Origin of the sequence: Streptomyces sp. NPDC059092 (assembly GCF_042756365.1) — a bacterium.
Classification (GTDB): Bacteria; Actinomycetota; Actinomycetes; order Streptomycetales; family Streptomycetaceae; genus Streptomyces.
The window spans coordinates 212,890-238,714 of sequence record NZ_JBHZEJ010000002.1 but is presented as its reverse complement, the minus strand read 5'-3'; the positions used below and the strand labels follow the sequence as shown (position 1 = coordinate 238,714).

At 69.7% G+C, this 25,825-nt stretch carries 25 protein-coding genes; 23 read left to right on the top strand and 2 right to left on the bottom strand.

What is annotated here, in order from left to right; translation table 11 throughout:
• Positions 1-113 precede the first annotated feature (113 nt).
• The 20 genes from thrB to ACFXPL_RS02415 all read left to right on the top strand — a co-directional run bounded on the left by thrB (position 114) and on the right by ACFXPL_RS02415 (position 20,835).
• The gene (gene thrB, locus ACFXPL_RS02510) at positions 114-1,031 is read left to right on the top strand and encodes a homoserine kinase (protein ID WP_384911183.1); all 918 of its coding nucleotides are present in this window, start codon (positions 114-116) and stop codon (positions 1,029-1,031) included.
• Between the two features lie 422 nt (positions 1,032-1,453).
• Positions 1,454-3,517 carry a transcription termination factor Rho gene (rho, locus tag ACFXPL_RS02505; RefSeq protein ID WP_384911180.1) on the top strand — a complete coding sequence of 688 codons (2,064 nt, stop codon included), beginning with the start codon at positions 1,454-1,456 and terminating at the stop codon, positions 3,515-3,517.
• 415 nt (positions 3,518-3,932) lie between these two features.
• Positions 3,933-5,033 (top strand): LCP family protein, encoded by a 1,101-nt coding sequence (locus ACFXPL_RS02500; protein WP_384911177.1) that lies wholly within the window; start codon positions 3,933-3,935, stop codon positions 5,031-5,033.
• Between the two features lie 191 nt (positions 5,034-5,224).
• Positions 5,225-5,449 (top strand): 50S ribosomal protein L31, encoded by a 225-nt coding sequence (rpmE, locus tag ACFXPL_RS02495; protein ID WP_384911174.1) that lies wholly within the window; start codon positions 5,225-5,227, stop codon positions 5,447-5,449.
• A 186-nt stretch (positions 5,450-5,635) separates the two neighbouring features.
• Positions 5,636-6,715, top strand: a complete 1,080-nt coding sequence (gene prfA / locus ACFXPL_RS02490; protein WP_384911171.1) for a peptide chain release factor 1 — start codon at positions 5,636-5,638, stop codon at positions 6,713-6,715.
• Positions 6,716-6,768: 53 nt separating this feature from the next.
• A complete protein-coding gene (gene prmC, locus ACFXPL_RS02485) occupies positions 6,769-7,653 on the top strand; it encodes a peptide chain release factor N(5)-glutamine methyltransferase (protein WP_384911168.1) in 885 nt (294 codons plus the stop codon).
• Between the two features lie 114 nt (positions 7,654-7,767).
• Positions 7,768-8,415 carry an L-threonylcarbamoyladenylate synthase gene (locus tag ACFXPL_RS02480; protein WP_384911165.1) on the top strand — a complete coding sequence of 216 codons (648 nt, stop codon included), beginning with the start codon at positions 7,768-7,770 and terminating at the stop codon, positions 8,413-8,415.
• Positions 8,412-9,065, top strand: a complete 654-nt coding sequence (locus tag ACFXPL_RS02475; protein ID WP_384911162.1) for a protein-tyrosine-phosphatase — start codon at positions 8,412-8,414, stop codon at positions 9,063-9,065. Before ACFXPL_RS02480 ends, ACFXPL_RS02475 begins: the two co-directional genes overlap by 4 nt.
• A 336-nt stretch (positions 9,066-9,401) precedes the next feature.
• A complete protein-coding gene (gene glyA, locus ACFXPL_RS02470) occupies positions 9,402-10,607 on the top strand; it encodes a serine hydroxymethyltransferase (protein WP_384911259.1) in 1,206 nt (401 codons plus the stop codon).
• A 145-nt stretch (positions 10,608-10,752) separates the two neighbouring features.
• Positions 10,753-12,132 carry an MraY family glycosyltransferase gene (locus ACFXPL_RS02465; protein WP_384911159.1) on the top strand — a complete coding sequence of 460 codons (1,380 nt, stop codon included), beginning with the start codon at positions 10,753-10,755 and terminating at the stop codon, positions 12,130-12,132.
• A 274-nt stretch (positions 12,133-12,406) separates the two neighbouring features.
• The gene (locus tag ACFXPL_RS02460) at positions 12,407-12,844 is read left to right on the top strand and encodes a hypothetical protein (protein WP_384911156.1); all 438 of its coding nucleotides are present in this window, start codon (positions 12,407-12,409) and stop codon (positions 12,842-12,844) included.
• A gap of 225 nt (positions 12,845-13,069) precedes the next feature.
• On the top strand, positions 13,070-13,891 hold the full coding sequence (gene atpB / locus ACFXPL_RS02455) for a F0F1 ATP synthase subunit A (RefSeq protein ID WP_384911153.1): 822 nt from the start codon (positions 13,070-13,072) through the stop codon (positions 13,889-13,891).
• A 77-nt stretch (positions 13,892-13,968) separates the two neighbouring features.
• Positions 13,969-14,202 carry an ATP synthase F0 subunit C gene (gene atpE / locus ACFXPL_RS02450; RefSeq protein ID WP_329829493.1) on the top strand — a complete coding sequence of 78 codons (234 nt, stop codon included), beginning with the start codon at positions 13,969-13,971 and terminating at the stop codon, positions 14,200-14,202.
• 43 nt (positions 14,203-14,245) lie between these two features.
• Positions 14,246-14,800, top strand: a complete 555-nt coding sequence (locus ACFXPL_RS02445) for a F0F1 ATP synthase subunit B (protein ID WP_384911150.1) — start codon at positions 14,246-14,248, stop codon at positions 14,798-14,800.
• A gap of 2 nt (positions 14,801-14,802) precedes the next feature.
• Positions 14,803-15,618 (top strand): F0F1 ATP synthase subunit delta, encoded by an 816-nt coding sequence (locus ACFXPL_RS02440; protein WP_384911256.1) that lies wholly within the window; start codon positions 14,803-14,805, stop codon positions 15,616-15,618.
• Between the two features lie 143 nt (positions 15,619-15,761).
• Entirely contained in the window at positions 15,762-17,357 is a 1,596-nt protein-coding gene (atpA, locus tag ACFXPL_RS02435) for a F0F1 ATP synthase subunit alpha (RefSeq protein ID WP_384911147.1), read from the top strand.
• A gap of 20 nt (positions 17,358-17,377) precedes the next feature.
• Positions 17,378-18,310: a F0F1 ATP synthase subunit gamma gene (locus tag ACFXPL_RS02430; protein ID WP_384911144.1), complete on the top strand. Its 933-nt coding sequence runs from the start codon at positions 17,378-17,380 to the stop codon at positions 18,308-18,310.
• Positions 18,310-19,764, top strand: coding sequence for a F0F1 ATP synthase subunit beta (gene atpD, locus ACFXPL_RS02425; protein ID WP_384911141.1), 1,455 nt, complete (start codon positions 18,310-18,312; stop codon positions 19,762-19,764). The genes ACFXPL_RS02430 and atpD overlap by 1 nt, the downstream gene beginning before the upstream one ends.
• Positions 19,765-19,885: 121 nt before the next feature.
• A complete protein-coding gene (locus ACFXPL_RS02420) occupies positions 19,886-20,260 on the top strand; it encodes a F0F1 ATP synthase subunit epsilon (protein WP_329829498.1) in 375 nt (124 codons plus the stop codon).
• A gap of 128 nt (positions 20,261-20,388) precedes the next feature.
• Positions 20,389-20,835 carry a DUF2550 domain-containing protein gene (locus ACFXPL_RS02415; protein ID WP_384911137.1) on the top strand — a complete coding sequence of 149 codons (447 nt, stop codon included), beginning with the start codon at positions 20,389-20,391 and terminating at the stop codon, positions 20,833-20,835.
• 97 nt (positions 20,836-20,932) lie between these two features.
• Here the strand turns inward: ACFXPL_RS02415 and ACFXPL_RS02410 are convergent, their stop codons facing one another.
• Positions 20,933-22,792 (bottom strand): glycosyl hydrolase family 18 protein, encoded by a 1,860-nt coding sequence (locus ACFXPL_RS02410; RefSeq protein ID WP_384911135.1) that lies wholly within the window; start codon positions 22,790-22,792, stop codon positions 20,933-20,935.
• A gap of 344 nt (positions 22,793-23,136) precedes the next feature.
• Between ACFXPL_RS02410 and ACFXPL_RS02405 the strand changes: the two genes are divergently transcribed.
• Entirely contained in the window at positions 23,137-23,298 is a 162-nt protein-coding gene (locus tag ACFXPL_RS02405; RefSeq protein WP_384911132.1) for a hypothetical protein, read from the top strand.
• Positions 23,299-23,470: 172 nt separating this feature from the next.
• Here the strand turns inward: ACFXPL_RS02405 and ACFXPL_RS02400 are convergent, their stop codons facing one another.
• On the bottom strand, positions 23,471-24,043 hold the full coding sequence (locus ACFXPL_RS02400; protein ID WP_384911129.1) for a cob(I)yrinic acid a,c-diamide adenosyltransferase: 573 nt from the start codon (positions 24,041-24,043) through the stop codon (positions 23,471-23,473).
• Between the two features lie 250 nt (positions 24,044-24,293).
• Between ACFXPL_RS02400 and ACFXPL_RS02395 the strand changes: the two genes are divergently transcribed.
• Positions 24,294-25,142 (top strand): 3-hydroxyacyl-CoA dehydrogenase family protein, encoded by an 849-nt coding sequence (locus tag ACFXPL_RS02395; protein WP_384911126.1) that lies wholly within the window; start codon positions 24,294-24,296, stop codon positions 25,140-25,142.
• 178 nt (positions 25,143-25,320) lie between these two features.
• Positions 25,321-25,644 (top strand): STAS domain-containing protein, encoded by a 324-nt coding sequence (locus tag ACFXPL_RS02390; protein ID WP_066956508.1) that lies wholly within the window; start codon positions 25,321-25,323, stop codon positions 25,642-25,644.
• The last annotated feature ends 181 nt before the right edge of the window (positions 25,645-25,825 follow it).

Genomic DNA, 25,825 nt, shown 5'->3' with positions numbered 1-25,825 from the left:
CAGCCACGCAGGTCCGCCGTAGATCCAGCAACTCGTCACTCCAGCAAGCCAGCAAGCCGGGCAAGCCCGGAGTCAAGCCCAGTACCGCAGTCACAAGGAGAGTCGTCAGAGCGATGGCCGGTCCCGCTTTCCGCGCCGCCGCCGTACGGGTGCGCACCCCCGCCACCAGCGCCAACCTCGGCCCCGGCTTCGACGCCCTGGGCCTGTCGCTGGGGCTCTACGACGACGTGGTGGTCCGGGTCGCCGACTCGGGACTGCACGTCGACATCGCGGGTGAGGGCGCCGAGACGCTTCCCCGCGACGAGAACCATCTGCTCGTACGGTCCCTCCGCACGGCCTTCGACCTGCTCGGCGGACAGCCGCGCGGTCTGGAGGTCGTCTGCGCCAACCGCATCCCGCACGGCCGTGGCCTGGGCTCCTCCTCGGCCGCCATCTGTGCCGGGATCGTGGCCGCCCGCGCCGTCACCATAGGCGGGGACGCGCGGCTCGACGACGCGGCGCTGCTGGAGCTGGCGACCGAGATCGAGGGCCACCCGGACAATGTCGCCGCCTGTCTGCTCGGCGGGTTCACGCTCGCCTGGATGGACGGGGGAGCGGCCCGCGCCATCAGGATGGACCCCGTCCGTTCCATCGTTCCGGTGGTTTTCGTACCCGCCAGGGCGGTCCTGACGGAGACGGCCCGCGGCCTGCTGCCGCGTACGGTCCCCCATGTGGACGCGGCGGCCAACGCCGGTCGTGCGGCCCTCCTCGTCGAGGCCATGACCCGGCGCCCCGAGCTGCTGCTGCCCGCCACGGAGGACCGCCTCCACCAGGACTACCGGGCACCCGCGATGCCCGAGAGCATCGCTCTGGTCAACCGACTGCGCGCGGACGGCGTCCCAGCGGTCGTGTCCGGCGCGGGCCCCACGGTGCTCGCGCTGGTCGAGGACGGCGCGGCCGACAAGGTCGCACGGCTCGCGGGGGAGGGATGGGCCGCCAACCGGCTCTCCCTCGACGCCGCGGGGGCGAGTGTTCTGCCGCTCGGCGCGTAGGGCTCGCAGAGCTCTTGGCGAGAACAGCCACAGGAGATTGCCGGTGAGTGAGAGGGGGAATGTTTGTTGGAGCCGGTAGTGTTAACCTCAAGTCTGCAACCGACGTCTTTCAGGCGCGGTGCTTCGTGTCCCACATCGGGACCGCCCTTCTTCCGGGAGCCTCCCCAACTGCCTGAGCAGCCTGCCTGAGCAGTTTTGAGCACGCACCGGAACCGGCACGACACCCCCCGTTTTTCCCAGCGGTGGGCCGAGCAGGGGGACCTCGGGCCGGACCCATCGCTTGTACGCACGTTTGCAGATTTCTCCGCCGTATACCCGGCGGGACCACCGCCCCGGCCCGGTCCACACGATGGGACCGCAGCCGGCAGCACAACCGGTCGCCGAGCCAGAAGGCCGACGTCCGCTCCAGGGAAGGACCCTTCGTGAGCGACACCACCGATCTGATGGGCGTGACTGCCGACAGCAGTGTCGACACCACCGCGCCCGCCGAAGGTGCTGCCACTGGCACCACCGCACGGCGCCGCCGCTCCGGCACCGGCCTTGACGGCATGGTCCTGGCCGAGCTGCAGCAGGTCGCGTCGGGCCTCGGCATCAGGGGCACCGCGCGGATGCGCAAGAGCCAGTTGATCGAGGTCATCAAGGAAGCGCAGGCCGGCGGCGGCTCGACGGCCAAGGCCGCCGGTGCCAACGGCAGCGCGGACGCAGAGACCAAGCCCAAGCGCAGGGCGACCTCCAAGGCCCGTACGGGCGAGGCCGCCGCGGCGGCCGAGGAGAAGGCGGGCCAGGCCGAGCAGGCCGTGACCCAGCAGCAGATCGACATCCCCGGCCAGCCCGCCAGCGACGACCAGCCCACGGGCGAGCGCCGTCGCCGCAGGGCCACCGCACAGGCCGGCAGCCCCGACACGAAGACGGAGACCGCGGCGGACGCCCCGGCCGACGTCAAGGTCGAGGAGCGGGCCGAGACGGCCGTGGCGGCCTCCGGCGCCCAGAGCGACGGCGACGGCCGGCGCGGCGACCGCCAGGACCGCGGCCAGCGCGGCGAGCGCGGCGACCGTGACCGCGACGGACGCCGTGACCGCCAGCGCGACCGCCGCGGCAAGGGCGACGACCAGCAGGGCGGCCAGCAGCAGGGCGGCGGCAACCGCCAGCAGCAGAGCGGCCGGGGCGACCGCGACAACCGCGGCGGCGGCCAGAGCCAGAACAACGGCCCCCAGAACAACGGCCCCCAGGACGACTTCGACGACGAGGCGGGCGGCCGGCGCGGCCGGCGCGGACGCTACCGCGACCGCCGTGGCCGCCGCGGACGCGACGAGTTCGGCCCCGGCGAGCCGCAGGTCGCCGACGACGATGTGCTGATCCCCGTCGCGGGCATCCTCGACATCCTCGACAACTATGCGTTCATCAGGACATCCGGCTACCTGCCGGGCCCGAACGACGTGTACGTCTCGCTCGCCCAGGTCCGCAAGAACGGCCTGCGCAAGGGCGACCACGTCACCGGAGCCGTCCGCCAGCCCAAGGACGGCGAGCGCCGCGAGAAGTTCAACGCGCTCGTCCGTCTCGACTCCGCCAACGGCATGGGGGCCGAATCCGGCCGCGGCCGCCCGGAGTTCCAGAAGCTGACCCCGCTCTACCCGCAGGACCGGCTCCGTCTGGAGACCGACCCGGGCGTGCTGACCACGCGGATCATCGACCTCGTCGCACCGATCGGCAAGGGCCAGCGCGGTCTGATCGTGGCCCCGCCGAAGACCGGCAAGACCATGATCCTCCAGGCCATCGCCAACGCGATCACGGTCAACAGCCCCGAGTGCCACCTGATGGTCGTCCTCGTCGACGAGCGGCCCGAAGAGGTCACCGACATGCAGCGGTCGGTCAAGGGCGAGGTCATCTCCTCGACCTTCGACCGTCCGGCCGAGGACCACACCACCGTCGCCGAACTGGCCATCGAGCGCGCCAAGCGCCTCGTGGAGCTGGGCCACGACGTGGTCGTCCTGCTCGACTCCATCACCCGTCTGGGCCGCGCGTACAACCTCGCGGCGCCCGCCTCCGGACGCATCCTGTCCGGTGGTGTCGACTCGACCGCGCTCTACCCGCCGAAGCGCTTCTTCGGCGCGGCGCGCAACATCGAGGACGGCGGCTCGCTGACCATCCTGGCCACCGCGCTCGTCGAGACCGGCTCGCGCATGGACGAGGTGATCTTCGAGGAGTTCAAGGGCACCGGCAACATGGAGCTCAAGCTCGACCGGAAGCTCTCCGACAAGCGCATCTTCCCGGCGGTCGACGTGGACGCGTCCTCCACCCGTAAGGAAGAGATCCTGCTCGGCAGCGACGAACTGGCCGTCGTCTGGAAGCTGCGCCGGGTGCTGCACGCGCTCGACCAGCAGCAGGCGATCGAGCTGCTCCTGGACAAGATGAAGAAGACCAAGTCCAACGCGGAGTTCCTGCTCCAGATCCAGAAGACGACGCCGGGCTCCAACGGCAACGACTGACCGGATCCCGCGGCGTCCCGCGGCACGAGAACCGCCCCGTCACTTCCGGTGACGGGGCGGTTCTCGTCGTACGGACCTTCCGGAGTCCGTACGACGACACCGGCGGGGAGCACCGGAGCCCCCTGGGAGTCGGCGGAGACCTCCGGAGACTAATCCCACACCCCCCGCACGGGCCCCTGGCCGCCCCATGGAGCCGTCCGCAGGCTGAAAGCGCAGGTGGAGAGCCGTACGGTGCGACGGGCGTCGCAGCGGGCCAGGAGCCGGTCCGTAACCCGTCCGCGCCGCTGTCCGGACATCTCCCCCGCATGCTGTGCAACCCTTCTTGGTGCTTCACTGTCTGTACAAGTGGCGACAAAGTGCGCCTCGTCATCACGGCAGGAGGTAGCGGGGCCCGCACGACGGACTGAGGGAGACCATGGGCGACGGGAACAGCAGCCGAATACGGGCCAGCGGCAAGCGCCGCAGGGAAAAGGGCGGGCGCCGCCGCGCGAGCGTCGTCGCCGCGTGGGCCGCGGCGGCCCTGGTCCTCGTCGGCGGCTCCGGGCTCGGGTACGTGTACTTCAAGCTCAACGGCAACCTGAACGGCGTCGACATCAACGCCCAGCTCGGCGGCGACCGCCCCGCCGACTCCGGCGACGGCTCCCAGAACATCCTCGTCCTCGGCTCGGACTCCCGCTCCGGCGCGAACGCCGCGTACGGCCACGACGGCGGTGGAGCCCGCTCGGACACCGCGATGATCGTCCACATCTACAAGGGCCACAAGAAGGCCAGCGTGGTCTCCGTGCCGCGGGACACGCTGATCGACCGCCCCGACTGCACCGGCCCCCACGGCGCCACCGAGGCGGGCCGGCGGCTCACCATGTTCAACACGGCGTACGAGGTCGGCGGCCCCGCCTGCGCGGTCAAGACCGTCGAACAGATGTCGGGCCTGCGGATGGACCACTACATCGAGGTCGACTTCACCGGCTTCAAGAAGCTCATCAACACCCTCGGCGGCGTGAAGATCACCACCACGCAGGCCATCGACGACCCGAAGAGCCACCTCAAGCTCGCCCCCGGCACGCACACCCTGAGCGGGGAGCAGTCCCTCGGCCTCGTACGGACCCGCCACAGCGTCGGCGACGGCAGCGACCTCGGCCGCATACAGGTCCAGCAGTCCTTCATCAAGGCGCTGATCGAGCAGGTCAAGAGCGTCGGCGTGTTCAGCAACCCGAAGAAGCTCTACGACCTCGCCGACACCGCCACCCGCACGATCACCCCGGACTCCCAGCTCGACAGCGTCAACAAGCTGGTCGGGTTCGCCGGCGGGCTCAAGGACCTCGGCGCCCAGGACGTCCACATGGTCACGCTCCCCGTCCGGTACGACCCGGCCGACCCGAACCGCGTCCTGCCCCTCCCGGCCGCCACCCAGCAGGTCTGGTCGGCCCTCAAGCAGGACAAGCCGATCCCCGCCTCCGCCACCCGGGACTCGGCGGGCGACAAGGGCTCCGCCCACAGCGTGGTCAACGCGGGCTGACGCGGCCGGGGGCTCTTCCGGGCGCCGGTGGAGGCGCCGGGAAGAGCCCCCGCGAGCCCCCGGAATACTTCCGGCCGCCCCCCGGTTTTGGGAGATACGGCCGGTCCTGGCAGACTGGTACGTCGGCCCCGGTTCACGTCCGCGCAATCAGCGCGTACGACCCGGCGCCCTCCCGAAACTAGGAGCACCCCTTGAAGCGCGACATCCACCCCACGTACGTCGAGACCCAGGTCAGCTGCACCTGCGGTGCGTCGTTCACCACCCGCAGCACCATCGAGTCGGGCACGATCCGTGCCGACCTGTGCTCCGAGTGCCACCCGTTCTACACGGGCAAGCAGAAGATCCTCGACACCGGTGGCCGTGTGGCCCGCTTCGAGGCCCGCTTCGGCAAGGCCGCCGGCTCCGCCAAGAAGTAGCGAGCCACCTGCGCCGGTCCTCGGCGCCCCGTACCCGCGGGGCGCCGGGACCGGCGCTTTGGCGTCCCGCAGCACCGCCGGCCCCCATCGCGGCAGCCTTCTTCCAGGCAGCATCTTCTGCACGGCAGCACCTTCTTTACGCACGCGTTCGTTACGCGCGTCACGCGAGAAACACGGAGCCCCCGAATGTTCGAGGCGGTCGAGGAACTGATCGGCGAGCACGCCGGTCTGGAGAAGCAGCTCGCCGACCCGTCGGTCCACGCCGACCAGGCCAACGCGCGCAAGCTCAACAAGCGTTACGCCGAGCTGACCCCGATCGTCGCCACGTACCGCTCCTGGAAGCAGACCGGCGAGGACATCGCCACGGCACGTGAGTTCGCCGCCGACGACCCCGACTTCGCCGCCGAGGCCAAGACGCTGGAGAAACAGCGCGACGAGCTGACCGAGAAGCTGCGCCTGCTCCTCGTGCCGCGCGACCCCAGCGACGACAAGGACGTCATCCTGGAGGTCAAGGCCGGCGCGGGAGGCGACGAGTCCGCGCTCTTCGCCGGCGACCTCCTCCGCATGTACCTGCGGTACGCGGAGCGCGTCGGCTGGAAGACCGAGATCATCGACGCCACCGAGTCCGAGCTGGGCGGCTACAAGGACGTCCAGGTCGCCGTCAAGACCAAGGGCGGCAACGGCGCCACCGAGCCCGGCCAGGGCGTCTGGGCGCGGCTCAAGTACGAGGGCGGCGTGCACCGCGTGCAGCGCGTGCCCTCCACCGAGTCGCAGGGCCGCATCCACACCTCGGCCGCCGGTGTGCTCGTCACGCCCGAGGCCGAGGAGGTCGACGTCGAGATCCACGCCAACGATCTCCGTATCGACGTCTACCGCTCCTCAGGCCCCGGCGGCCAGTCCGTCAACACCACCGACTCCGCCGTACGCATCACGCACCTGCCGACCGGAGTCGTCGCCTCCTGCCAGAACGAGAAGAGCCAGCTCCAGAACAAGGAGCAGGCCCTGCGTATCCTGCGGTCGCGGCTGCTCGCCGCCGCCCAGGAGGAGGCCGAGAAGAACGCGGCGGACGCCCGGCGCAGCCAGGTCCGCACCGTCGACCGGTCCGAGAAGATCCGTACGTACAACTTCCCGGAAAACCGGATCTCGGACCACCGTGTCGGTTTCAAGGCGTACAACTTGGACCAAGTGCTCGACGGAGACCTGGACGCCGTCATCCAGGCGTGCGTCGACGCCGACTCCGCCGCGAAGCTAGCAGCCGCCCAGTAAAAGACCTGTGGCCACCGCCCCGGTGACCGCACTCGCACTCCGGAGGAACCAGCGTGCAGCCACATTCTGGGGGGCCCAGCGACTCCCAGCGGCGCAGCCTGCTGCTCGCGGAGGTGGCCCAGGCCACCCAGCGGCTGGCCGACGCGGGCGTGCCCTCGCCGCGTTTCGACGCGGAAGAGCTCGCCGCGTACGTGCACGCCGTCAAACGGGGAGAGCTGCACCGCGTCAAGGACGCGGACTTCGACGCCCGCTACTGGGAGGCCGTCGCGCGCCGCGAGGCCCGCGAACCGCTCCAGCACATCACCGGACGCGCCTTCTTCCGCTACCTGGAGCTCCAGGTGGGCCCCGGCGTCTTCGTGCCCCGCCCGGAGACCGAGTCGGTCGTCGGCTGGGCGATAGACGCCGTACGCGCGATGGACGTCGTCGAGCCCGTCGTCGTCGACCTGTGCTCGGGCTCCGGCGCGATCGCGCTCGCCATGGCGCAGGAGGTGCCGCGCTCGCGCGTACACGCCGTGGAGCTGTCCGAGGACGCCCTGACCTGGACGCGGAAGAACGCCGAGGGGTCCAGGGTCACCGTGCACCAGGGAGACGCGCTGCGCGCCCTCCCCGAGCTGGACGGCCAGGTCGACCTGGTCATCTCCAACCCGCCGTACATCCCCCTGACCGAATGGGAGTACGTCGCCCCCGAGGCCCGTGACCACGACCCGGAGATGGCCCTCTTCTCCGGCGAGGACGGCCTCGACACGATCCGCGGCATCGAACGCACCGCGCACCGGCTGCTGCGGCCCGGCGGCCTCGTCGTCGTCGAGCACGCGGACACGCAGGGCGGGCAGGTCCCGTGGATCTTCAGCGAGGAGTCCGGCTGGGCGGACGCCGCGGACCACCCGGACCTGAACAAGCGCCCGCGCTTCGCCACGGCACGCAAGGCGATGCCGTGACCCCGTCCGCGACCGCCGTGCCCGCGCCTCGTGCCCCTCGTGCCCCTTCCATTCCTCACGACCCTTCCGCTTCGATGACCCAGACCGTGTACGCGCACGAGGAGGCTTCCTGAAATGGCCCGGCGATACGACTGCAACGACGCGACCGACCGCACCACGGGTCTGCGTGAGGCCGCGTCGGCCGTGCGCCGCGGTGAGCTGGTCGTGCTGCCCACCGACACCGTGTACGGGATCGGTGCGGACGCCTTCAGCTCCGAGGCCGTCGCCGATCTGCTGGACGCCAAGGGCCGGGGCCGCAACATGCCCACCCCCGTCCTGATCGGCTCCCCGAACACCCTGCACGGCCTCGTCACGGACTTCTCCGAACAGGCGTGGGAGCTGGTCGACGCGTTCTGGCCGGGTGCCCTCACCCTGGTCGCCAAGCACCAGCCGTCCCTCCAGTGGGACCTCGGGGACACCCGGGGCACCGTCGCGATCCGGATGCCGCTGCACCCCGTAGCGATCGAACTGCTCACCGAGGTCGGCCCCATGGCCGTCTCCAGCGCCAACCTCACGGGACACCCGGCCCCCGAGACCTGCGACGCGGCCCAGGAGATGCTGGGGGACTCCGTCTCCGTCTACCTCGACGGCGGCCCGACACCCGCCAACATCCCCTCCTCGATCGTCGACGTCACCGGCAAGGTCCCGGTGCTGCTGCGGGCCGGCGCCCTCGACGCGGAGGAGCTCCGCAAGGTGGTACCCGACCTCGAGGTGGCCAATTGACCGCCCCTGAGGGGCGTGGCATAGCGGAGACCTCGACCACCGGCACCACCTTCCGCATCCTCCACGTCAGTACCGGCAATGTCTGCCGCTCGCCCATCACCGAGCGGCTCAACCGGCATGCCCTGAACGACCGCCTGGGGGCGCGGCTGACCGGCGGCCTGATCGTGGAGAGCGCCGGCACCTGGGGGCACGAGGGCGCCCCCATGGAAGCCAACGCGGAGGCCGTCCTCGCCGACTTCGGTGCGGACGCCTCCGGCTTCGTGGGCCGCGAACTCCTCGACGAGCACGTCATCCGCGCCGACCTGGTCCTCACCGCGACCCGCGACCACCGGGCGCAGGTCATCTCGATGGGCCACTCGGCGGGCCTGCGCACATTCACGCTGAAGGAATTCACGCGCCTGGTGCGCGCCATAGACCCGGCGACGCTGCCCGACCCCCTGGACGAAGGCGTCGTGGAACGCGCCCGCGCCCTGGTCCGCGCGGCGGCGGCGCTCCGCGGCTGGCTGCTGGCACCGACGGCGGAGGCGGACGAGGTGTACGACCCGTACGGGGCGCCGATCACCTTCTTCCGCTCCATCGGCGAGGAGATCCACCAGGCACTCGACCCGGTGGTCACAGCCCTCACCGGCGTACCGGCGGGATCTTCTTAAGGCTCGGTTCGCCTCCGGGGCGCTTCAAGTCGGCGCCGACGGTCGACCGTGCTCGGTTCGCTCGTACCTCACGAACCTGCGCGCTCTCTCTCACGGCACCGACGCGCCCCTTCGGCTCACTCGCCGCAGGGTCGGGGAGGCGAACCGAGCCCCAAAAAACACGCCGGGCGGTCCGGGGCTTCGCGGCCTACATTGGAAGGCGTCACGCCCCACCGAGGCCCGGAGCCCGTCATGCCGGTCGTCACCGAACCCCACGCGGAGCCTCACGCGGGCCCGCGCACCACCCGCAGCGCGCCGGAAGCGGCGCTGGACGTCCTGCGGCGGCAGGATCCCGAGATGGCCGAGATCATTCTCGGTGAGGCGCGGCGCCAGGCCGACAGCCTGCAACTGATCGCCGCCGAGAACTTCACCTCGCCCGCCGTGCTCGCGGCCCTCGGTTCCCCGCTCGCCAACAAGTACGCGGAGGGCTATCCCGGCGCCCGCCACCATGGTGGCTGCGAGCTGGTGGACGCCGCCGAGCGGGTCGCCGTCGAGCGGGCCCGGGCGCTGTTCGGGGCCGAGCACGCCAACGTACAGCCGCACTCGGGCTCGTCCGCCGTGCTGGCGGCGTACGCGGCGCTGCTGCGGCCCGGGGACACGGTTCTCGCCATGGGGTTGTCGTACGGCGGGCACCTCACGCACGGTGCTCCCGTCAACTTCTCGGGACGGTGGTTCGACTTCGTGGGGTACGGGGTCGACGTGCGGACCGGGCTCATCGACTACGCGCAGGTGCGCCACCTGGCGCGGACACACCGCCCCAAGGCGCTGGTGTGCGGCTCGATCTCCTATCCGCGCCATGTCGACTACGCGGCCTTCAGAGAGATCGCCGACGATGTGGGCGCCTATCTGATCGCCGACGCGGCCCATCCCATCGGGCTGGTCGCGGGGGGAGCGGCGCCCAGCCCCGTGCCGTACGCGGACATCGTGTGTGCCACCACGCACAAGGTGCTGCGCGGACCGCGCGGCGGGATGATCCTGTGCGGCGCGGAGTACGCGGAGCGCGTGGACCGGGCCGTGTTCCCGTTCACGCAGGGCGGCGCCCAGATGCACACGATCGCCGCCAAGGCCGTCGCCTTCGGGGAGGCGGCCACGCCCGCGTACGCCACGTACGCCCATCAGGTGGTCTCCAACGCGCGGGCGCTGGCCGAGGCGCTCGCCGAGAAGGGTTTCGGGATCACCACGGACGGTACGGACACGCATCTGCTCACCGTCGATCCCGCGCCGCTCGGGGTGGACGGGAGAGCCGCGCGCGGGCGGCTCGCCGCGGCGGGCCTGGTGGTCGACACCTGCGCACTCCCGTACGAGGGAGGGCGTGGCGTACGGCTGGGGACGGCCGCCGTGACCACTCAGGGCATGCGTGAGGGCGAGATGGGCCGGATCGGGGCCATCATCGCCTCGGCGCTGCGCGAGGACGCTGAAGAGGCTCCTGGGGCCCGCGGCGCGCTCCGCGACACGGTGAAGGAGCTGGTGGGTCGTTTCCCGCCGTATGCGACCGTTTCCTGAATGGAACTTTCCGTACGGGGAACCCGTGCAACCGCTCCGTTCCACCCGTTGTCCTGGCTCATATAGCGACCGGGTTTCCGTCAAGGGGTCCGGCGCGGGCTAGTCTGTGGGGCTGAGATGGCCAGCGATTCCTGTGGGGCAGCCCGTGCGTGATTACCTGCTGACGCTCTGCGTGACGGCCGCGGTGACCTATCTGCTGACCGGGCCGGTGCGAAAGTTCGCCATCGCGACCGGAGCGATGCCGGAGATCCGCGCCCGCGACGTGCACCGCGAACCGACGCCGAGACTCGGCGGCATCGCCATGTTCTTCGGCCTGTGCGCCGGACTGCTCGTCGCCGACAACCTGCAGAACCTCAACGGGGTCTTCGAGCTGTCGAACGAGCCGCGCGCGCTGCTCTCCGGAGCCGCGCTGATCTGGCTGATCGGGGTTTTGGACGACAAGTTCGAGATCGATGCCCTGATCAAGCTCGGCGCGCAGATGATCGCCGCCGGCGTGATGGTCATGCAGGGTCTGACGATCCTGTGGATCCCGGTCCCCGGCGTCGGCACGGTCGCGCTGACCTCGTGGCAGGGCACCCTGCTGACCGTGGCGCTGGTGGTGATCACCATCAACGCGGTCAACTTCGTGGACGGTCTCGACGGTCTCGCGGCCGGCATGGTCTGCATCGCCGCTGCGGCGTTCTTCCTGTACACGTACCGGATCTGGTACGGGTACGGCATCGAGGCCGCGGCCCCGGCGACGCTCTTCGCGGCGATCCTGATGGGCATGTGCGTGGGCTTCCTGCCGCACAACATGCACCCGGCGCGGATCTTCATGGGCGACTCGGGATCGATGCTGATCGGCCTGGTGCTCGCGGCGGGCGCGATCTCGGTGACCGGCCAGGTCGACCCGGACGCGCTGAAGATCTTCGAGGGCTCCACCCGCCAGGCCACCCACGCGGCGCTGCCGGTCTTCATCCCGCTGCTGCTGCCGCTGACGATCATCGCGATCCCGTTCGCCGACCTGGTGCTGGCGGTCGTACGCCGTACCTGGAACGGCAAGTCGCCGTTCGCCGCCGACCGCGGCCACCTGCACCACCGGCTGCTGGAGATCGGCCACTCGCACAGCAGGTCGGTGCTGATCATGTACTTCTGGTCGGCGCTGATCGCCTTCGGCGTGGTCGCGTACTCGGTGCACTCGGCGTCGATGTGGATCCTGCTGGTCGTGGTGGCGCTGAGCGCGGTGGGTCTGGTGCTCCTGCTGCTGCCGCGCTTCACCCCGCGTGCGCCGCTGTGGGCGCAGGCGTTCGTGCCGCCGCGCTACCGGCGCCACAGGCGTACCGAGGCGGAGGCGCGGGAGGCGGTCGAGACCGGCGGGGACCCGGCCGTGGCCGGCGCGGGGGCGGGAGCCGCCCGCGCACACGGACAGGAGCACGAGCCGCCCGCGGAAGTTCGTACGCCCGTTCCTGCCGGCGTCAACGGAGCGACCGCCATCGGCGCTCGTTCGCGTCTACCCGATCGAAGGAAGGCCGGCTCACGGCAGTGACCGCGGGGCCGTATCGCCCGTCAGGTCCCTTTACCAGACAAGACGCGGCCTTGCCGTGCACACACGCGCGGCCTCACTCTCATGTGTGACAGTTAGCACACCCCCATGGTAAAGACCTCATCAAATAGTTTGTGATACTGTTCACGAGACCCGGCGACAGAGCCGAAGGACCGTAGTGCGACGGTCCGTTGGCCCGAGAAACTCATCCTCGGACCGGGCCTACGCTCGTCTGTGACGACACCACCTGCCCCACCCATTCAGCGGAGCTGCCGCCATGCCGTCCAACGACGTCCGGAACCTCCTTCACACCGCCGTGCCCACCGCGGCCGTCGGCGCCATCGCCGCGGCCGTCAGTGCCGTGGTCGCGGGCGGCAAGGGGGCGCTGGGAGCCGCTGTCGGCGCGCTGGTGGTGATCGTTTTCATGGGCATCGGGCTCGTGGTGCTCGAACGCACGGCCAAGTCGCTTCCGCACCTTTTCCAGGCGATGGGACTGATGCTCTACACGGCTCAGCTCCTGTTGCTGGTCATTTTTGTCGGTCTGTTCAAGAACACGACCTTGTTCGAACCGAAGGCGTTCGCCTTCACTCTCGTTGTGGCGACCCTCGTCTGGATCGCCGCACAGGCGCGTGCCCACATGAAGGCCAAGATCCTCTACGTCGAACCCGACTCCTCGACGGCCGACAAGGCCGAGAAGTCAGGGTCATCGGCGTGAGGGGTAGGGCCGGGATAAGTGCCCGTTCGGGATCCTGCTATCGTCCGGTGCCAACTGCGGCATTGCGGGCGCGGGCATCCGAGCTGACGCCTGTTCCTACGCGAGGCTCAACGCCCGACCGCCGTCCCCACATCCGTCACACCAGTCCAGTGCCGAACCGCGGCTGCGCGCCGCGCCGACACAACGAGGTTGCCGTACCTATGCGCCATGCTGAAGGAGCCCGCGGTGAGTGCTGACCCGACGCAGGTGCTCGCCTTCGAGACCGACTGCCACATCTTCGACGGTTGTGGCTTTCCGGCACCCGGCCTGCACTCGTTCCTGTTCCAGCCGATCTTCGGTGACGCGGACAGCAACGTGTACTTCAACAAGACGATGCTGCTGGCGCTGCTCGGCTCGATCATCATCGTCGGTTTCTTCTGGGCCGCTTTCCGCAAGCCGAAGGTCGTCCCGGGCAAGCTCCAGATGGTGGCCGAGGCCGGCTACGACTTCATCCGGCGCGGCGTCGTCTACGAGACGATCGGCAAGAAGGAAGGCGAGAAGTACGTTCCGCTCGTCGTCTCCCTCTTCTTCTTCGTCTGGATGATGAACCTCTGGTCCGTCATCCCGGTCGCCCAGTTCCCGGTGACGTCGATCATCGCGTACCCGGTTGGCCTGGCCGCCATCGTCTACATCACGTGGGTCTCCCTGACCTTCAAGCGACACGGCTTCGTCGGCGCCTTCAAGAACTTCACCGGCTACGACAAGTCGCTCGGCCCGGTCCTGGCCCTGTCGATGCCCATCGAGCTCTTCTCGAACCTGCTCGTCCGGCCGTTCACCCACGCGGTGCGACTGTTCGCCAACATGTTCGCGGGCCACACGCTGCTGCTGCTCTTCACGATCGCCAGTTGGTACCTGCTGAACGGGATCGGCATCGCCTACGCCGGTGTCTCGTTCGTGATGGTCATCGTGATGACCGCCTTCGAGCTGTTCATCCAGGCCGTCCAGGCCTATGTGTTCGTCCTCCTGACGTGCAGCTTCATCCAGGGCGCGCTCGCCGAGAGCCACTGAACGCCCACCCACTTCAGATCCCGCAGACGTCCGGTGGCCAACCCCCACCGGTCCGTGAAAGAGAAGGAAGAATCAGCATGGCTGCCACTGAGACCCTTGCCGCCGTCACCGGCTCCCTCAGCTCCGTCGGTTACGGTCTTGCCGCCATCGGCCCCGGCGTCGGCGTCGGCATCATCTTCGGTAACGGTACGCAGGCCCTGGCCCGTCAGCCCGAGGCCGCCGGCCTCATCCGCGCCAACCAGATCCTCGGTTTCGCGTTCTGTGAGGCGCTGGCCCTCATCGGCCTGGTCATGCCCTTCGTCTACCCGTAAGACGAACCGCGACCACCAGTTTTATTAGACGAAAGGCACTGATGTGAACCCTCTGGTTCAGCTCGCGGCCGGAGAAGCGGAAAACCCGCTGATCCCGCCGATCCCCGAGCTCGTCATCGGCCTGATCGCCTTTGTCATCGTCCTCGGCTTCCTCGCCAAGAAGCTCCTCCCGAACATCAACAAGGTTCTGGACGAGCGTCGCGAGGCCATCGAGGGCGGGATCGAGCAGGCGGAGGCCGCCAAGACCGAGGCCCAGAGCGTCCTGGAGCAGTACAAGGCCCAGCTCGCCGAAGCCCGGCACGAGGCCGCCCGGCTCCGCCAGGAGGCGACCGAGCAGGGCACCGCCATCATCCAGGAGATGAAGGCGGAAGGTCAGCGGCAGCGGGAAGAGATCATCGCCGCCGGGCACGCCCAGATCGAGGCGGACCGCAAGGCCGCGGCCAGCGCGCTCCGTCAGGACGTGGGCAAGCTCGCCACCGACCTGGCCGGCAAGCTCGTCGGCGAGTCCCTTGAGGACAGCGCCCGGCAGAGCCGCACCATCGACCGCTTCCTCGACGAGCTTGAGGACGGCGCTTCGAAGGCCGAGGCCACCCGATGACGGTGCGCGGAGCGAGCCGCGAGGCACAGTCCGCCGCCCGTGAGCGTCTCGACGCGCTGACCGACTCCACGTCGGTCGACGCCGCGAAGCTCGCGGACGAGCTGGCCGCGGTCACCGCGCTGCTCCAGCGCGAGGTGTCGCTGCGCCGGGTCCTGACCGACCCGGCGCGGACCGCCGAGTCCAAGGCCGAGCTGGCCGGATCGCTGCTGCGCGGCCAGGTGAGCGGTTCCACCGCCGACCTGGTCACCGGTATGGTCCGTAGCCGCTGGTCGCAGCCGCGTGACCTGGTCGACTCGATCGAGGAGCTCGCCTCCGTCGCCGAGCTGACCGACGCGCAGCGGGCCGGCGGTCTGGACGACGTCGAGGACGAGCTGTTCCGGTTCGGCCGGATCGTCGAGTCCAGCCCCGCGCTGCGATCCGCGCTCACCGACCGGGCGGCGACGGTCCCCGCCAAGACCGCGCTGCTGCACAGCCTGCTCGGCGGCCGGGCCAATCCGGCCACCGAACGCCTGGTAGTGCGTCTTGTGACCCAGCCCCGGGGACGTAGCCTGGAAGCGGGTCTCCAGACCCTCTCCCGGCTCGCCGCGGCTCGCCGGGACCGCATGGTCGCCGTCGTCACCTCGGCGGTGCCGCTCACCGAGGGCCAGAAGCAGCGCCTCGGCGCGGCCCTGGCCAAGCTGTACGGCCACCCGATGCATCTGAACCTCGACGTGGACCCCGAGGTCCTCGGCGGAGTGTCGGTACGCGTCGGTGACGAGGTCGTCAACGGCACGGTCGCGGAGCGTCTCGAAGAGGCGACCCGGCGGCTGGCCGGCTGACGCCGGCAAAAGATTCAGAGCAGGACCAGCGGCCCGGTTGGGCCGTGCAGAGAATTGCAGAAGATTCCTGGGGGTCGCCCCCAGAGGCAAGAACGCAGACCCCCAAGAAACTTCGGGCCCAACAAGGAGAGCAGGGAACCCAGATGGCGGAGCTCACGATCCGGCCGGAGGAGATCCGGGACGCACTGGAGAACTTTGTCCAGTCGTACAAGCCGGACGCGGCCTCGCGCGAGGAGGTCGGTACGGTCAGCGTGGCCGGCGACGGTATCGCCAAGATCGAGGGACTGCCCTCGGCCATGGCGAACGAGCTGCTGAAGTTCGAGGACGGCACCCTCGGTCTCGCCCTCAACCTTGAGGAGCGTGAGATCGGCGCGATCGTCCTCGGCGAGTTCAGCGGTGTCGAGGAGGGACAGCCGGTCACCCGTACCGGCGAGGTCCTGTCGGTGGCGGTCGGCGAGGGATACCTCGGCCGCGTCGTCGACCCCCTCGGCAACCCGATCGACGGTCTCGGCGAGATCGCGACCGAGGGCCGCCGCGCCCTCGAACTGCAGGCCCCCGGCGTCATGGTCCGCAAGTCGGTCCACGAGCCGATGCAGACCGGCTACAAGGCTGTCGACGCCATGGTGCCGATCGGCCGCGGCCAGCGTCAGCTCATCATCGGCGACCGCCAGACCGGCAAGACCGCCCTGGCCGTCGACACGATCATCAACCAGCGTGACAACTGGCGCTCCGGCGACACGAAGAAGCAGGTCCGCTGCATCTACGTCGCCATCGGCCAGAAGGGCTCCACCATCGCGTCCGTACGCGGTGCGCTGGAGGAGGCCGGTGCGCTGGAGTACACGACCATCGTCGCGGCCCCCGCGTCCGACCCGGCCGGCTTCAAGTACCTGGCGCCGTACACCGGTTCGGCCATCGGCCAGCACTGGATGTACGAGGGCAAGCACGTCCTCATCATCTTCGACGACCTCTCGAAGCAGGCCGACGCCTACCGTGCCGTGTCCCTGCTGCTGCGCCGCCCGCCGGGCCGTGAGGCGTACCCGGGTGACGTCTTCTACCTGCACTCGCGTCTGCTGGAGCGCTGCGCCAAGCTCTCCGACGAGCTGGGCGCCGGTTCGATGACGGGTCTGCCGATCGTCGAGACGAAGGCCAACGACGTCTCCGCGTTCATCCCGACCAACGTCATCTCCATCACCGACGGCCAGTGCTTCCTGGAGTCCGACCTGTTCAACGCCGGCCAGCGGCCCGCGCTGAACGTCGGTATCTCGGTCTCCCGTGTCGGTGGCTCCGCCCAGCACAAGGCCATGAAGCAGGTCTCGGGCCGGCTCCGCGTGGACCTCGCCCAGTACCGTGAGCTGGAGGCGTTCGCGTCCTTCGGTTCCGACCTGGACGCGGCGTCCAAGGCCTCGCTGGAGCGCGGCAAGCGCATGGTCGAGCTGCTGAAGCAGCCCCAGTACGCGCCGTACCCGATGGAGGAGCAGGTCGTCTCCGTCTGGGCCGGCACCACCGGCAGGATGGACGACGTACCGGTCGAGGACATCCGCCGCTTCGAGAGCGAGCTGCTGGAGCACCTGCGCCGCGAGCGCAAGGAGCTGCTGACCAGCATCGCCGAGGGCGGCAAGATGTCCGACGACACGCTGCAGTCGGTCGGGGACGCCATCGCCGCCTTCAAGCGGCAGTTCGAGACGTCGGACGGGCAGCTCCTCGGGGACGACGCGCCGGCCGTCAACGCCTCCAAGTGACGACGGAAGGGACCTGACTCATGGGAGCCCAGCTCCGGGTCTACAAGCGTCGCATCAAATCCGTCACCGCGACCAAGAAGATCACCAAGGCGATGGAGATGATCGCCGCCTCGCGCATCGTCAAGGCGCAGCGCCAGGTGGCGGCCTCGACGCCGTACGCGACCGAGCTCACCCGCGCGGTGACCGCGGTGGCGACCGGCTCCACGACCAAGCACCCCCTGACGACCGAGGTCGAGCGGCCCACCCGGGCCGCGGTCCTGCTCATCACGAGCGACCGCGGACTGGCCGGCGGCTACTCCTCGAACGCGATCAAGGCGGCCGAGCGTCTGACGAGCCGGCTCAGCAGTGAGCGCAAGGACGTCGTGACCTACATCGTGGGTCGCAAGGGAGTCGCGTACTACGGCTTCCGTGAGCGTCCGGTCGAGGACTCGTGGACGGGCTTCACGGACAACCCCACCTACGCCGACGCGAAGGCGGTGGCCGCCCCGCTCATCGAGGCGATCACCAAGGACACCGCGCACGGTGGTGTGGACGAGATCCACATCGTCTTCACCGAGTTCATCTCGATGATGACGCAGACCCCGATCGAGAACCGGCTGCTGCCGCTGGCGCTCACCCCGAGCACCGCGGAGGAGTCCGCCGAGGTCCTCAAGCGGGGGGGCGAGGTCCTTCCGCTGTTCGACTTCGAGCCGTCGGCGGAGGACGTCCTCGACGCCCTGCTGCCGCGCTACGTCGAGAGCCGTATCTACAACTCGCTGCTCCAGGCCGCCGCTTCCAAGCACGCTGCCACCCGCCGCGCGATGAAGTCGGCGACCGACAACGCCGGGGATCTCATCAAGAGCCTTTCCCGGCTTGCCAACGCGGCCCGCCAGGCCGAAATCACCCAGGAAATCAGCGAGATCGTCGGTGGCGCGAGCGCCCTGGCCGACGCGACCGCGGGGAGTGAAAATTAATGACGACCACAGTTGAGGCGGCCACCCCGGGAAGCACGGCCGCGGGCCGCGTATCCCGGGTCATCGGCCCGGTCGTCGACGTGGAGTTCCCCGTCGACGCGATGCCGGAGATCTACAACGCTCTGCACGTCGAGGTGGCCGACCCGGCCGAGGACGGCAAGCTCAAGACGCTGACCCTCGAAGTCGCCCAGCACCTGGGCGAGGGCATGGTGCGCGCGGTCTCGATGCAGCCCACCGACGGTCTGGTCCGCCAGGCCCCGGTGACCGACACGGGCAACGGCATCACCGTGCCCGTCGGTGACATCACCAAGGGCAAGGTGTTCAACACCCTCGGCGAGATCCTGAACGACCCGGCGGCCGAGGCGCAGGTCACCGAGCGCTGGCCGATCCACCGCAAGGCCCCGGCCTTCGACCAGCTTGAGTCGAAGACCGAGATGTTCGAGACCGGCCTGAAGGTCGTCGACCTGCTGACCCCGTACGTCAAGGGCGGCAAGATCGGTCTGTTCGGTGGTGCGGGCGTCGGCAAGACGGTCCTCATCCAGGAAATGATCATGCGTGTGGCCAAGCTGCACGACGGTGTCTCGGTGTTCGCCGGTGTCGGTGAGCGCACGCGTGAGGGCAACGACCTCATCGACGAGATGACCGAGTCGGGCGTGCTGGACAAGACCGCGCTGGTCTTCGGCCAGATGGACGAGCCGCCGGGCACGCGTCTGCGGGTGGCGCTCTCCGCGCTGACCATGGCGGAGTACTTCCGCGATGTGCAGAAGCAGGACGTGCTGCTCTTCATCGACAACATCTTCCGCTTCACCCAGGCCGGTTCCGAGGTCTCCACGCTGCTCGGCCGTATGCCGTCCGCGGTGGGGTACCAGCCGACCCTGGCGGACGAGATGGGTGTGCTCCAGGAGCGCATCACGTCGACCCGTGGCCACTCGATCACCTCGATGCAGGCGATCTACGTGCCCGCGGACGACCTGACCGACCCGGCCCCGGCCACGACCTTCGCGCACCTCGACGCGACGACCGTGCTGTCGCGTCCGATCTCGGAGAAGGGCATCTACCCGGCGGTGGACCCGCTGGACTCGACGTCCCGCATCCTGGACCCGCGGTACATCTCGCAGGACCACTACGACGCGGCCAGCCGCGTCAAGGGGATCCTGCAGAAGAACAAGGACCTCCAGGACATCATCGCGATCCTCGGCATCGACGAGCTGAGCGAAGAGGACAAGCTGGTCGTCCAGCGCGCCCGTCGCGTCGAGCGCTTCCTGTCGCAGAACACCCACGCCGCCAAGCAGTTCACCGGCCTGGACGGTTCGGACGTGCCGCTCGACGAGTCGATCGCCGCGTTCAACGCGATCTGTGACGGGGAGTACGACCACTTCCCCGAGCAGGCGTTCTTCATGTGCGGTGGCCTGGACGACCTGAAGGCCAAGGCCAAGGAACTCGGCGTCTCCTGAGCCTCCGGTTCAGGGAGGGGGGCGGGTTTGTCCCGCCCCCCTCCGATGCCCTCATCGACACCCCATAGAATTGAAGCCAACACCCGGCGATACCGCCGGGTGGTGACCCGAGGAGCCACCCATGGCTGCTGAGCTGCATGTCGAGCTGGTCGCCGCGGACCGCAGTGTCTGGTCCGGCGAGGCCACGCTGGTCGTCGCGCGTACCACGTCCGGCGACATCGGCGTCATGCCCGGTCACCAGCCGCTGCTCGGTGTGCTGGAGTCGGGCCCGGTGACCATTCGTACGAGTGACGGCGGAACGGTCGTGGCGGCTGTCCACGGCGGTTTCCTGTCGTTCGCCGACAACAAGCTCTCGCTGCTCGCGGAGATCGCCGAGCTTGCGGACGAGATCGACACCCAGCGCGCCGAGCACGCGCTGGAGCGCGCGAAGTCGGGTGAGGACGACGCCGCCGAGCGTCGCGCCGCCGTCCGGCTGCGTGCGGTGGCGGCGCGTTAGCGCGGCGTCGCAACGGATTCACCCTCAGCCGCGGCTCGTTCCGGACCCCTCCGGACCGGGTCGCGGCTGAGGCGATGCGGATGCGGTTCCTGTTCCGGTGACTGGATGAGGCGAGGAGGTCGGTGTTGATGGTCCTCGCTCTGCTTGTCTGCGGACTGGTCGTCGTACTGGTTGCGGTGGGGCTCTTCGTCTTCGGCCTGCGCCGGCGGCTGATCCAGCGCTCCGGTGGCACGTTCGACTGCAGTCTGCGGTGGAACGTCCCCGAGGAGCCGGACCTCTCCGGCAAGGGCTGGGTGTACGGGGTCGCCCGCTACAACAGCGACCGGATCAACTGGTTCCGGGTCTTCTCGTACGCGCCCCGCCCCCGCCGTACGCTGGAACGCTCCGCGATCGAGGTCCTGGCCCGCCGCGCGCCCGAGGGCGAGGAGGAGCTGGCGCTCCTCTCCGACGCGGTGATCCTGGGCTGTACGCACCACGGCGTCAAGCTGGAGCTGGCGATGAGCGACGACGCGCTCACGGGCTTCCTGGCCTGGCTGGAGGCGGCGCCGCCGGGACAGCGCGTGAACGTCGCCTGAGCGCGTAGTCCCCATCGGCGCGGAGGACCGGCGCACACGAGAGGGGCGGCACCGCGTCCGCGGTACCGCCCCTTCCGTATCACCTGCGACCGAGCGCCTAACCGAGCCCGCTGCTGATCGCCGTCACCAGCTCCCCGTTGGCGGTGTCACCGGTGAAGTCCCAGAAGAACGCGCCGCCCAGGCTCTGCTGGTTGGCCCACGCCATCTTGGACGCGATGGTCGCCGGGGTGTCGTAGCTCCACCAGTTGGTGCCGCAGTGCGCGTACGCCGTGCCACCGACCGTGCCGGTGGCCGGGCAGGTGTTCTTGAGGACCTTGTAGTCCTCGATGCCCGCCTCGTACGTGCCGGGCGCGGCCCCGGTCGCCGTACCGCCGGGGGCGGACTGGGTGACGCCGGTCCAGCCGCGTCCGTAGAAGCCGATGCCGAGGAGCAGCTTCTTGGCCGGCACCCCCTGCGCCTTGAACTTGGCGATCGCCTCGGCGGAGTTGAAGCCCGCCTTCGGGATGCCCGGGTACGAGGTGAGCGGGGAGTGCGGGGCCGTCGGGCCCTGGGCGGAGAAGGCGCCGAAGAAGTCGTACGTCATGACGTTGAACCAGTCCATGTACTGCGCGGCGCCCGCGTAGTCCACGCTGTCGATCTTGCCGCCGGCCGAGGCGTCCGCCGTGACGGCCGCCGTGACCAGGTTGTTCGCGCCGAACTTGGCGCGCATCGCCTGCATCATGTTCTTGAACACGGCCGGGCCGCTGGTGTCGCAGGACAGGCCGCACGCGTTCGGGTACTCCCAGTCCAGGTCGATGCCGTCGAAGACATCGGCCCAGCGCGGGTCCTCCACCAGGTCGTAACAGGACTGCGCGAAGGCGGCCGGGTTCTGCATGGCCTGGCCGAAGCCGCCGGACCAGGTCCAGCCGCCGAAGGACCACAGCACCTTGATGTTCGGGTTCTTGGCCTTGAGCTTGCGCAGCTGGTTGAAGTTGCCGCGCAGCGGCTGGTCCCAGGTGTCGGCCACGCCGTCGACGGACTGGTCGGCGGTGTACGCCCGGTCGGTCGCGGCGTAGCTGTCGCCCATGGTGCACTTGCCACCGGTGACATTGCCGAACGAGTAGTTGATGTGGGTGATCTTCGACGCGGACCCGGAGGTCACCAGGTTCTTGACGTGGTAGTTCCGGCCGTAGACGCCCCACTCGGTGAAGTAGCCGAGCTTGACCTTGGCGCCCGTACCGGGGCCCGGGTCGGTGGAGCCGGTCGTACGGACCGCGCGGGCGCCGCTGACCGGGCCCGTCTGGTCGGCGGTGTCACGCGCCTGGACGGTGTACGAGTAGTCCGTGCCCGCGCTCAGGCCGGTGTTCGTGTACGTCGTGCCGGTGACGGTGGCGACCTTCGTACCGCCGCGCAGCACGTCGTAGTTCTTGATTCCCTTGTCGTCGGTGGCCGCGCTCCAGCTCAGCTTGACCGAGGTGTTGGTGATGTCGCTCGCGGTGGGGGTGCCGGGCGCGGAGGGCGGGTTGTCGCCGGGCACGCTCGGACCGCCGTCGCAGGAGGCGCCGTTGAGCTTGCAGCCGGAGGGCGCGCCGGCGCCGCTGCCGTTGAAGCCGAAGCTGATCGAGGCGCCGGCGGCGAGTGCGCCGTTCCAGGACTTGTTCTTCGCGGTCCAGTGGTTGCCCGAGCCGGTGACGTCCGCGTCCCAGCCCGAGGTGACGGCGGTGCCGGAGGGGAAGTCCCACTCCACCGTCCAGGAGGCGAGGGCGGTGGTACCGGTGTTCTTCACCGTCCACTTGCCCTCGAAGCCCGTGCCCCAGTCGGAGACCTTGGTGTACGTGGCGGTGGCGGAGGTGGCCGCCTGGGCGGGGGTGGCGAGGCCGACGAGTGCGGCGAGGGGGAGCAGCAGGGCGGTCAGGGCCGCGACGGTCCGGGATCCGTGTCTCTGTCTGCGGGGGTGGGGGGAGGTCGGGGTGGTCAAGGCGCGCTCCTCGGGTGAGTACCGGAGTACGTACCGGCGTTGCGTGCACGCTGCGAGGCTCACCGCAGTGTGTGTGCGGTGAGAGTAGGAAGGTCTGGACCAATCGTCAATAGGTCCAGACCAAAGCCGGAGGCCCGGCCGGCGCCGTTCCGGGCCGCCGCCCGGCCGCACCGGCCGCGGCGCCGCGAACTCCGCGATCAGCGGTCACCGCTCGCCGCGAGCTCCGCGATCAGCGGTCACCGCTTTATCCGGCACGGCCGGTTGAGCGCCCGCCTTCCCACACCGGCGGAGCCCGCCGTACATCGAAGGGCGCGGTCACCTCTCGTCACTGACGACGACGCGGGGTGCGTGCCGCGCCGAGGCCCCCGCGCTACGGCGCCGCCCGCGCCCGCCGCGAGACCGGGCTGTGGCTGCGTACCCTTCTCGGCGCCGTGGTCGCCGTCGGGCTGCTCCAGCTCGCGATCGGGTACGTGGGGTGGGCGACGCGAACGACACCGGATCCCTGACCGCCTGGCAGCTCACCGCGGTGCGGGCCACCGGGATCCACGGCGTGATCGCCCGGCGTACGCGCTCCGGCCGAAGAGACCGCCGAGGGAGCGCCCCGGAACCGCCGTTCCCACCCGGGTGGGGCGTCCCGCGCGTCTGACGGAGCGCTGAACCGCCTTTCCCGCGCGGCCGTCAGCGTTCGCCGCCCGGGACCCAGAGCACGTCCCCGACCTCCTTGTTGGCCGCGCGGGCCAGGATGAACAGGAGGTCGGAGAGGCGGTTCAGATACGTCGCCGTCAGCGCGTTCATCACCTCGCCGTGCACCTCCAGCGCCGCCCACGTCGAGCGCTCGGCCCGCCGGACGACCGTGCAGGCCTGGTGCAGCAGCGCCGCGCCGGGGGTGCCGCCGGGGAGGATGAAGCTGCGGAGCTTCTCCAGGTCCTCCAGGAAGTGGTCGCAGTCCGCCTCCAGTTTGTCGACGTACGCCTGCTCGACGCGCAGTGGCGGAAATTCGGGCTCCGCCACGACGGGGGTGGAGAGATCGGCGCCCACGTCGAAGAGGTCGTTCTGGACGCGGACCAGGACCTTCACGATCTCCGCGGGCAGCTGCCCCAGGGCGATCGCGGTGCCGATGACCGCGTTGGCCTCGTTGGCGTCGGCGTAGGCGGCGATCCGCGGATCGGTCTTGGCGGTACGGCTCATGTCGCCGAGCGCCGTCGTGCCCTGGTCGCCGGTACGGGTGTAGATGCGCGTCAGATTGACCATACGGCCACCCTAATGAGCCACCGCCCCGGTCCGGCGGTCAAGTGGGCCGCGCGCGCCGTGTGATGGGGTGTGAGGGGCGGGTGGGGGCGCGCGGGCGGGGCGCGGGGGTGTGATGTCCGTCATGTGAGACGTGACGCGCATCTCTTCACCGTTACACGGCGCGCCGTGACCGCTAACCTCCGGCAGAGGCAGCAGAAGTAAACATGCGTTAAATCTGAACAGAAGCCGATCGGGAAACGTGGGGTGCGTTGTGGCCAGGAAGCTCGCTGTCATCGGGGCCGGACTGATGGGGTCCGGAATCGCGCAGGTCTCGGCCCACGCGGGCTGGGACGTCGTGCTGCGTGATGTCACCGACGCGGCCCTGGCCAGGGGTGTGGACGGCATCAGGGCCTCGTACGGCAAGTTCGTCGCCAAGGGCAGGCTCGAAGAGGCCGACGCCGACGCGGCGCTCGCCCGGATCACCACGACGACCGACCTGGACGCCGTGGCCGACGCGGACATCGTCGTCGAGGCCGTCTTCGAACAGCTCGACGTCAAGCACGAGATCTTCCGTACGCTCGACAAGCTCGTACGGGAGGACGCCGTCCTCGCCTCCAACACCTCGGCCATCCCGATCACCAAGATCGCGGCGGTCACCGGGCGCCCGGAGCGCGTCGTCGGTACGCACTTCTTCTCGCCGGTGCCGATGATGCGCCTGTGCGAACTGGTGCGCGGCTACAAGACCAGCGACGAAACCCTCGCCACCGCAAGGGAGTTCGCCGAGTCGGTCGGTAAGACCTGCGTCGTCGTCAACCGCGACGTGGCGGGCTTCGTGACCACCCGGCTCATCTCCGCGCTCGTCGTGGAGGCCGTGGAGCTGTACGAGTCGGGCGTCGCGTCCGCCGAGGACATCGACATCGCCTGCAAGCTGGGGTTCGGCCACGCCATGGGCCCGCTCGCCACCGCCGACCTCACCGGTATCGACATCCTGCTGCACGCCGCGAGCAACATCTACGCCGAGACCCAGGACGAGAAGTTCGCGCCGCCGGAGCTGATGCGCCGGATGGTGGACGCGGGTGACATCGGCCGCAAGAGCGGGCAGGGGTTCTACAAGCACTGAGGTGCGGCCGGCGCCCCACGCGGCGTCGGCCCGCGTCGGCCGTTTCCCTCACCCCACGGGGTGAATTCGATATCGGTTCGCCAACAGACGGCAACTTCTCAGGCCGTCCGGCAGTCAGTTGTTTGAGGACAAGAACAGAACAGGCCGGAGCACACGGAAGCACTCTCGGGGAGAGCATATGCACATCAGGGGCGACCACGCCGAGCTGGTCGTCGGGGGCCGCCTCGACGTACGCAGCGCGGCGGACGCCCGTACGGTCCTGCACTCGGCCGTCGACGACGGAGCCGGCGATCTGGTGCTGGACCTGACCGAACTGGACTCCTGGGACGCCACCGGACTCGGCGTCATCATGGGAGCCCACCGACGTGCCGGGCGGTGCGGCCGGAGGCTTGTGCTGAGGGGTGTCCCCCCGCAGATGCAACGTCTGCTGGTGGCCACCCGGCTGCACCGCATCCTCGCCATCGAGGGCGGCATCGCAGCAGAATCGCTCCCTCGGGTCTGACCTGGCCCGACCCGGCCACCTCGCACAATCCTCACGAGACCGTGATGTCCCGGACGAGGTGTCACCCCGGCTGTTCGTAGATACTGTGCGGAGGTTCAGGGTCCGGCCGTCCGCGAATCGGCGGACCCTGAGGAGCAGGCACCGGACCGGAAGCGGCGGATGGGCGTGTGAGGCCGGGGCA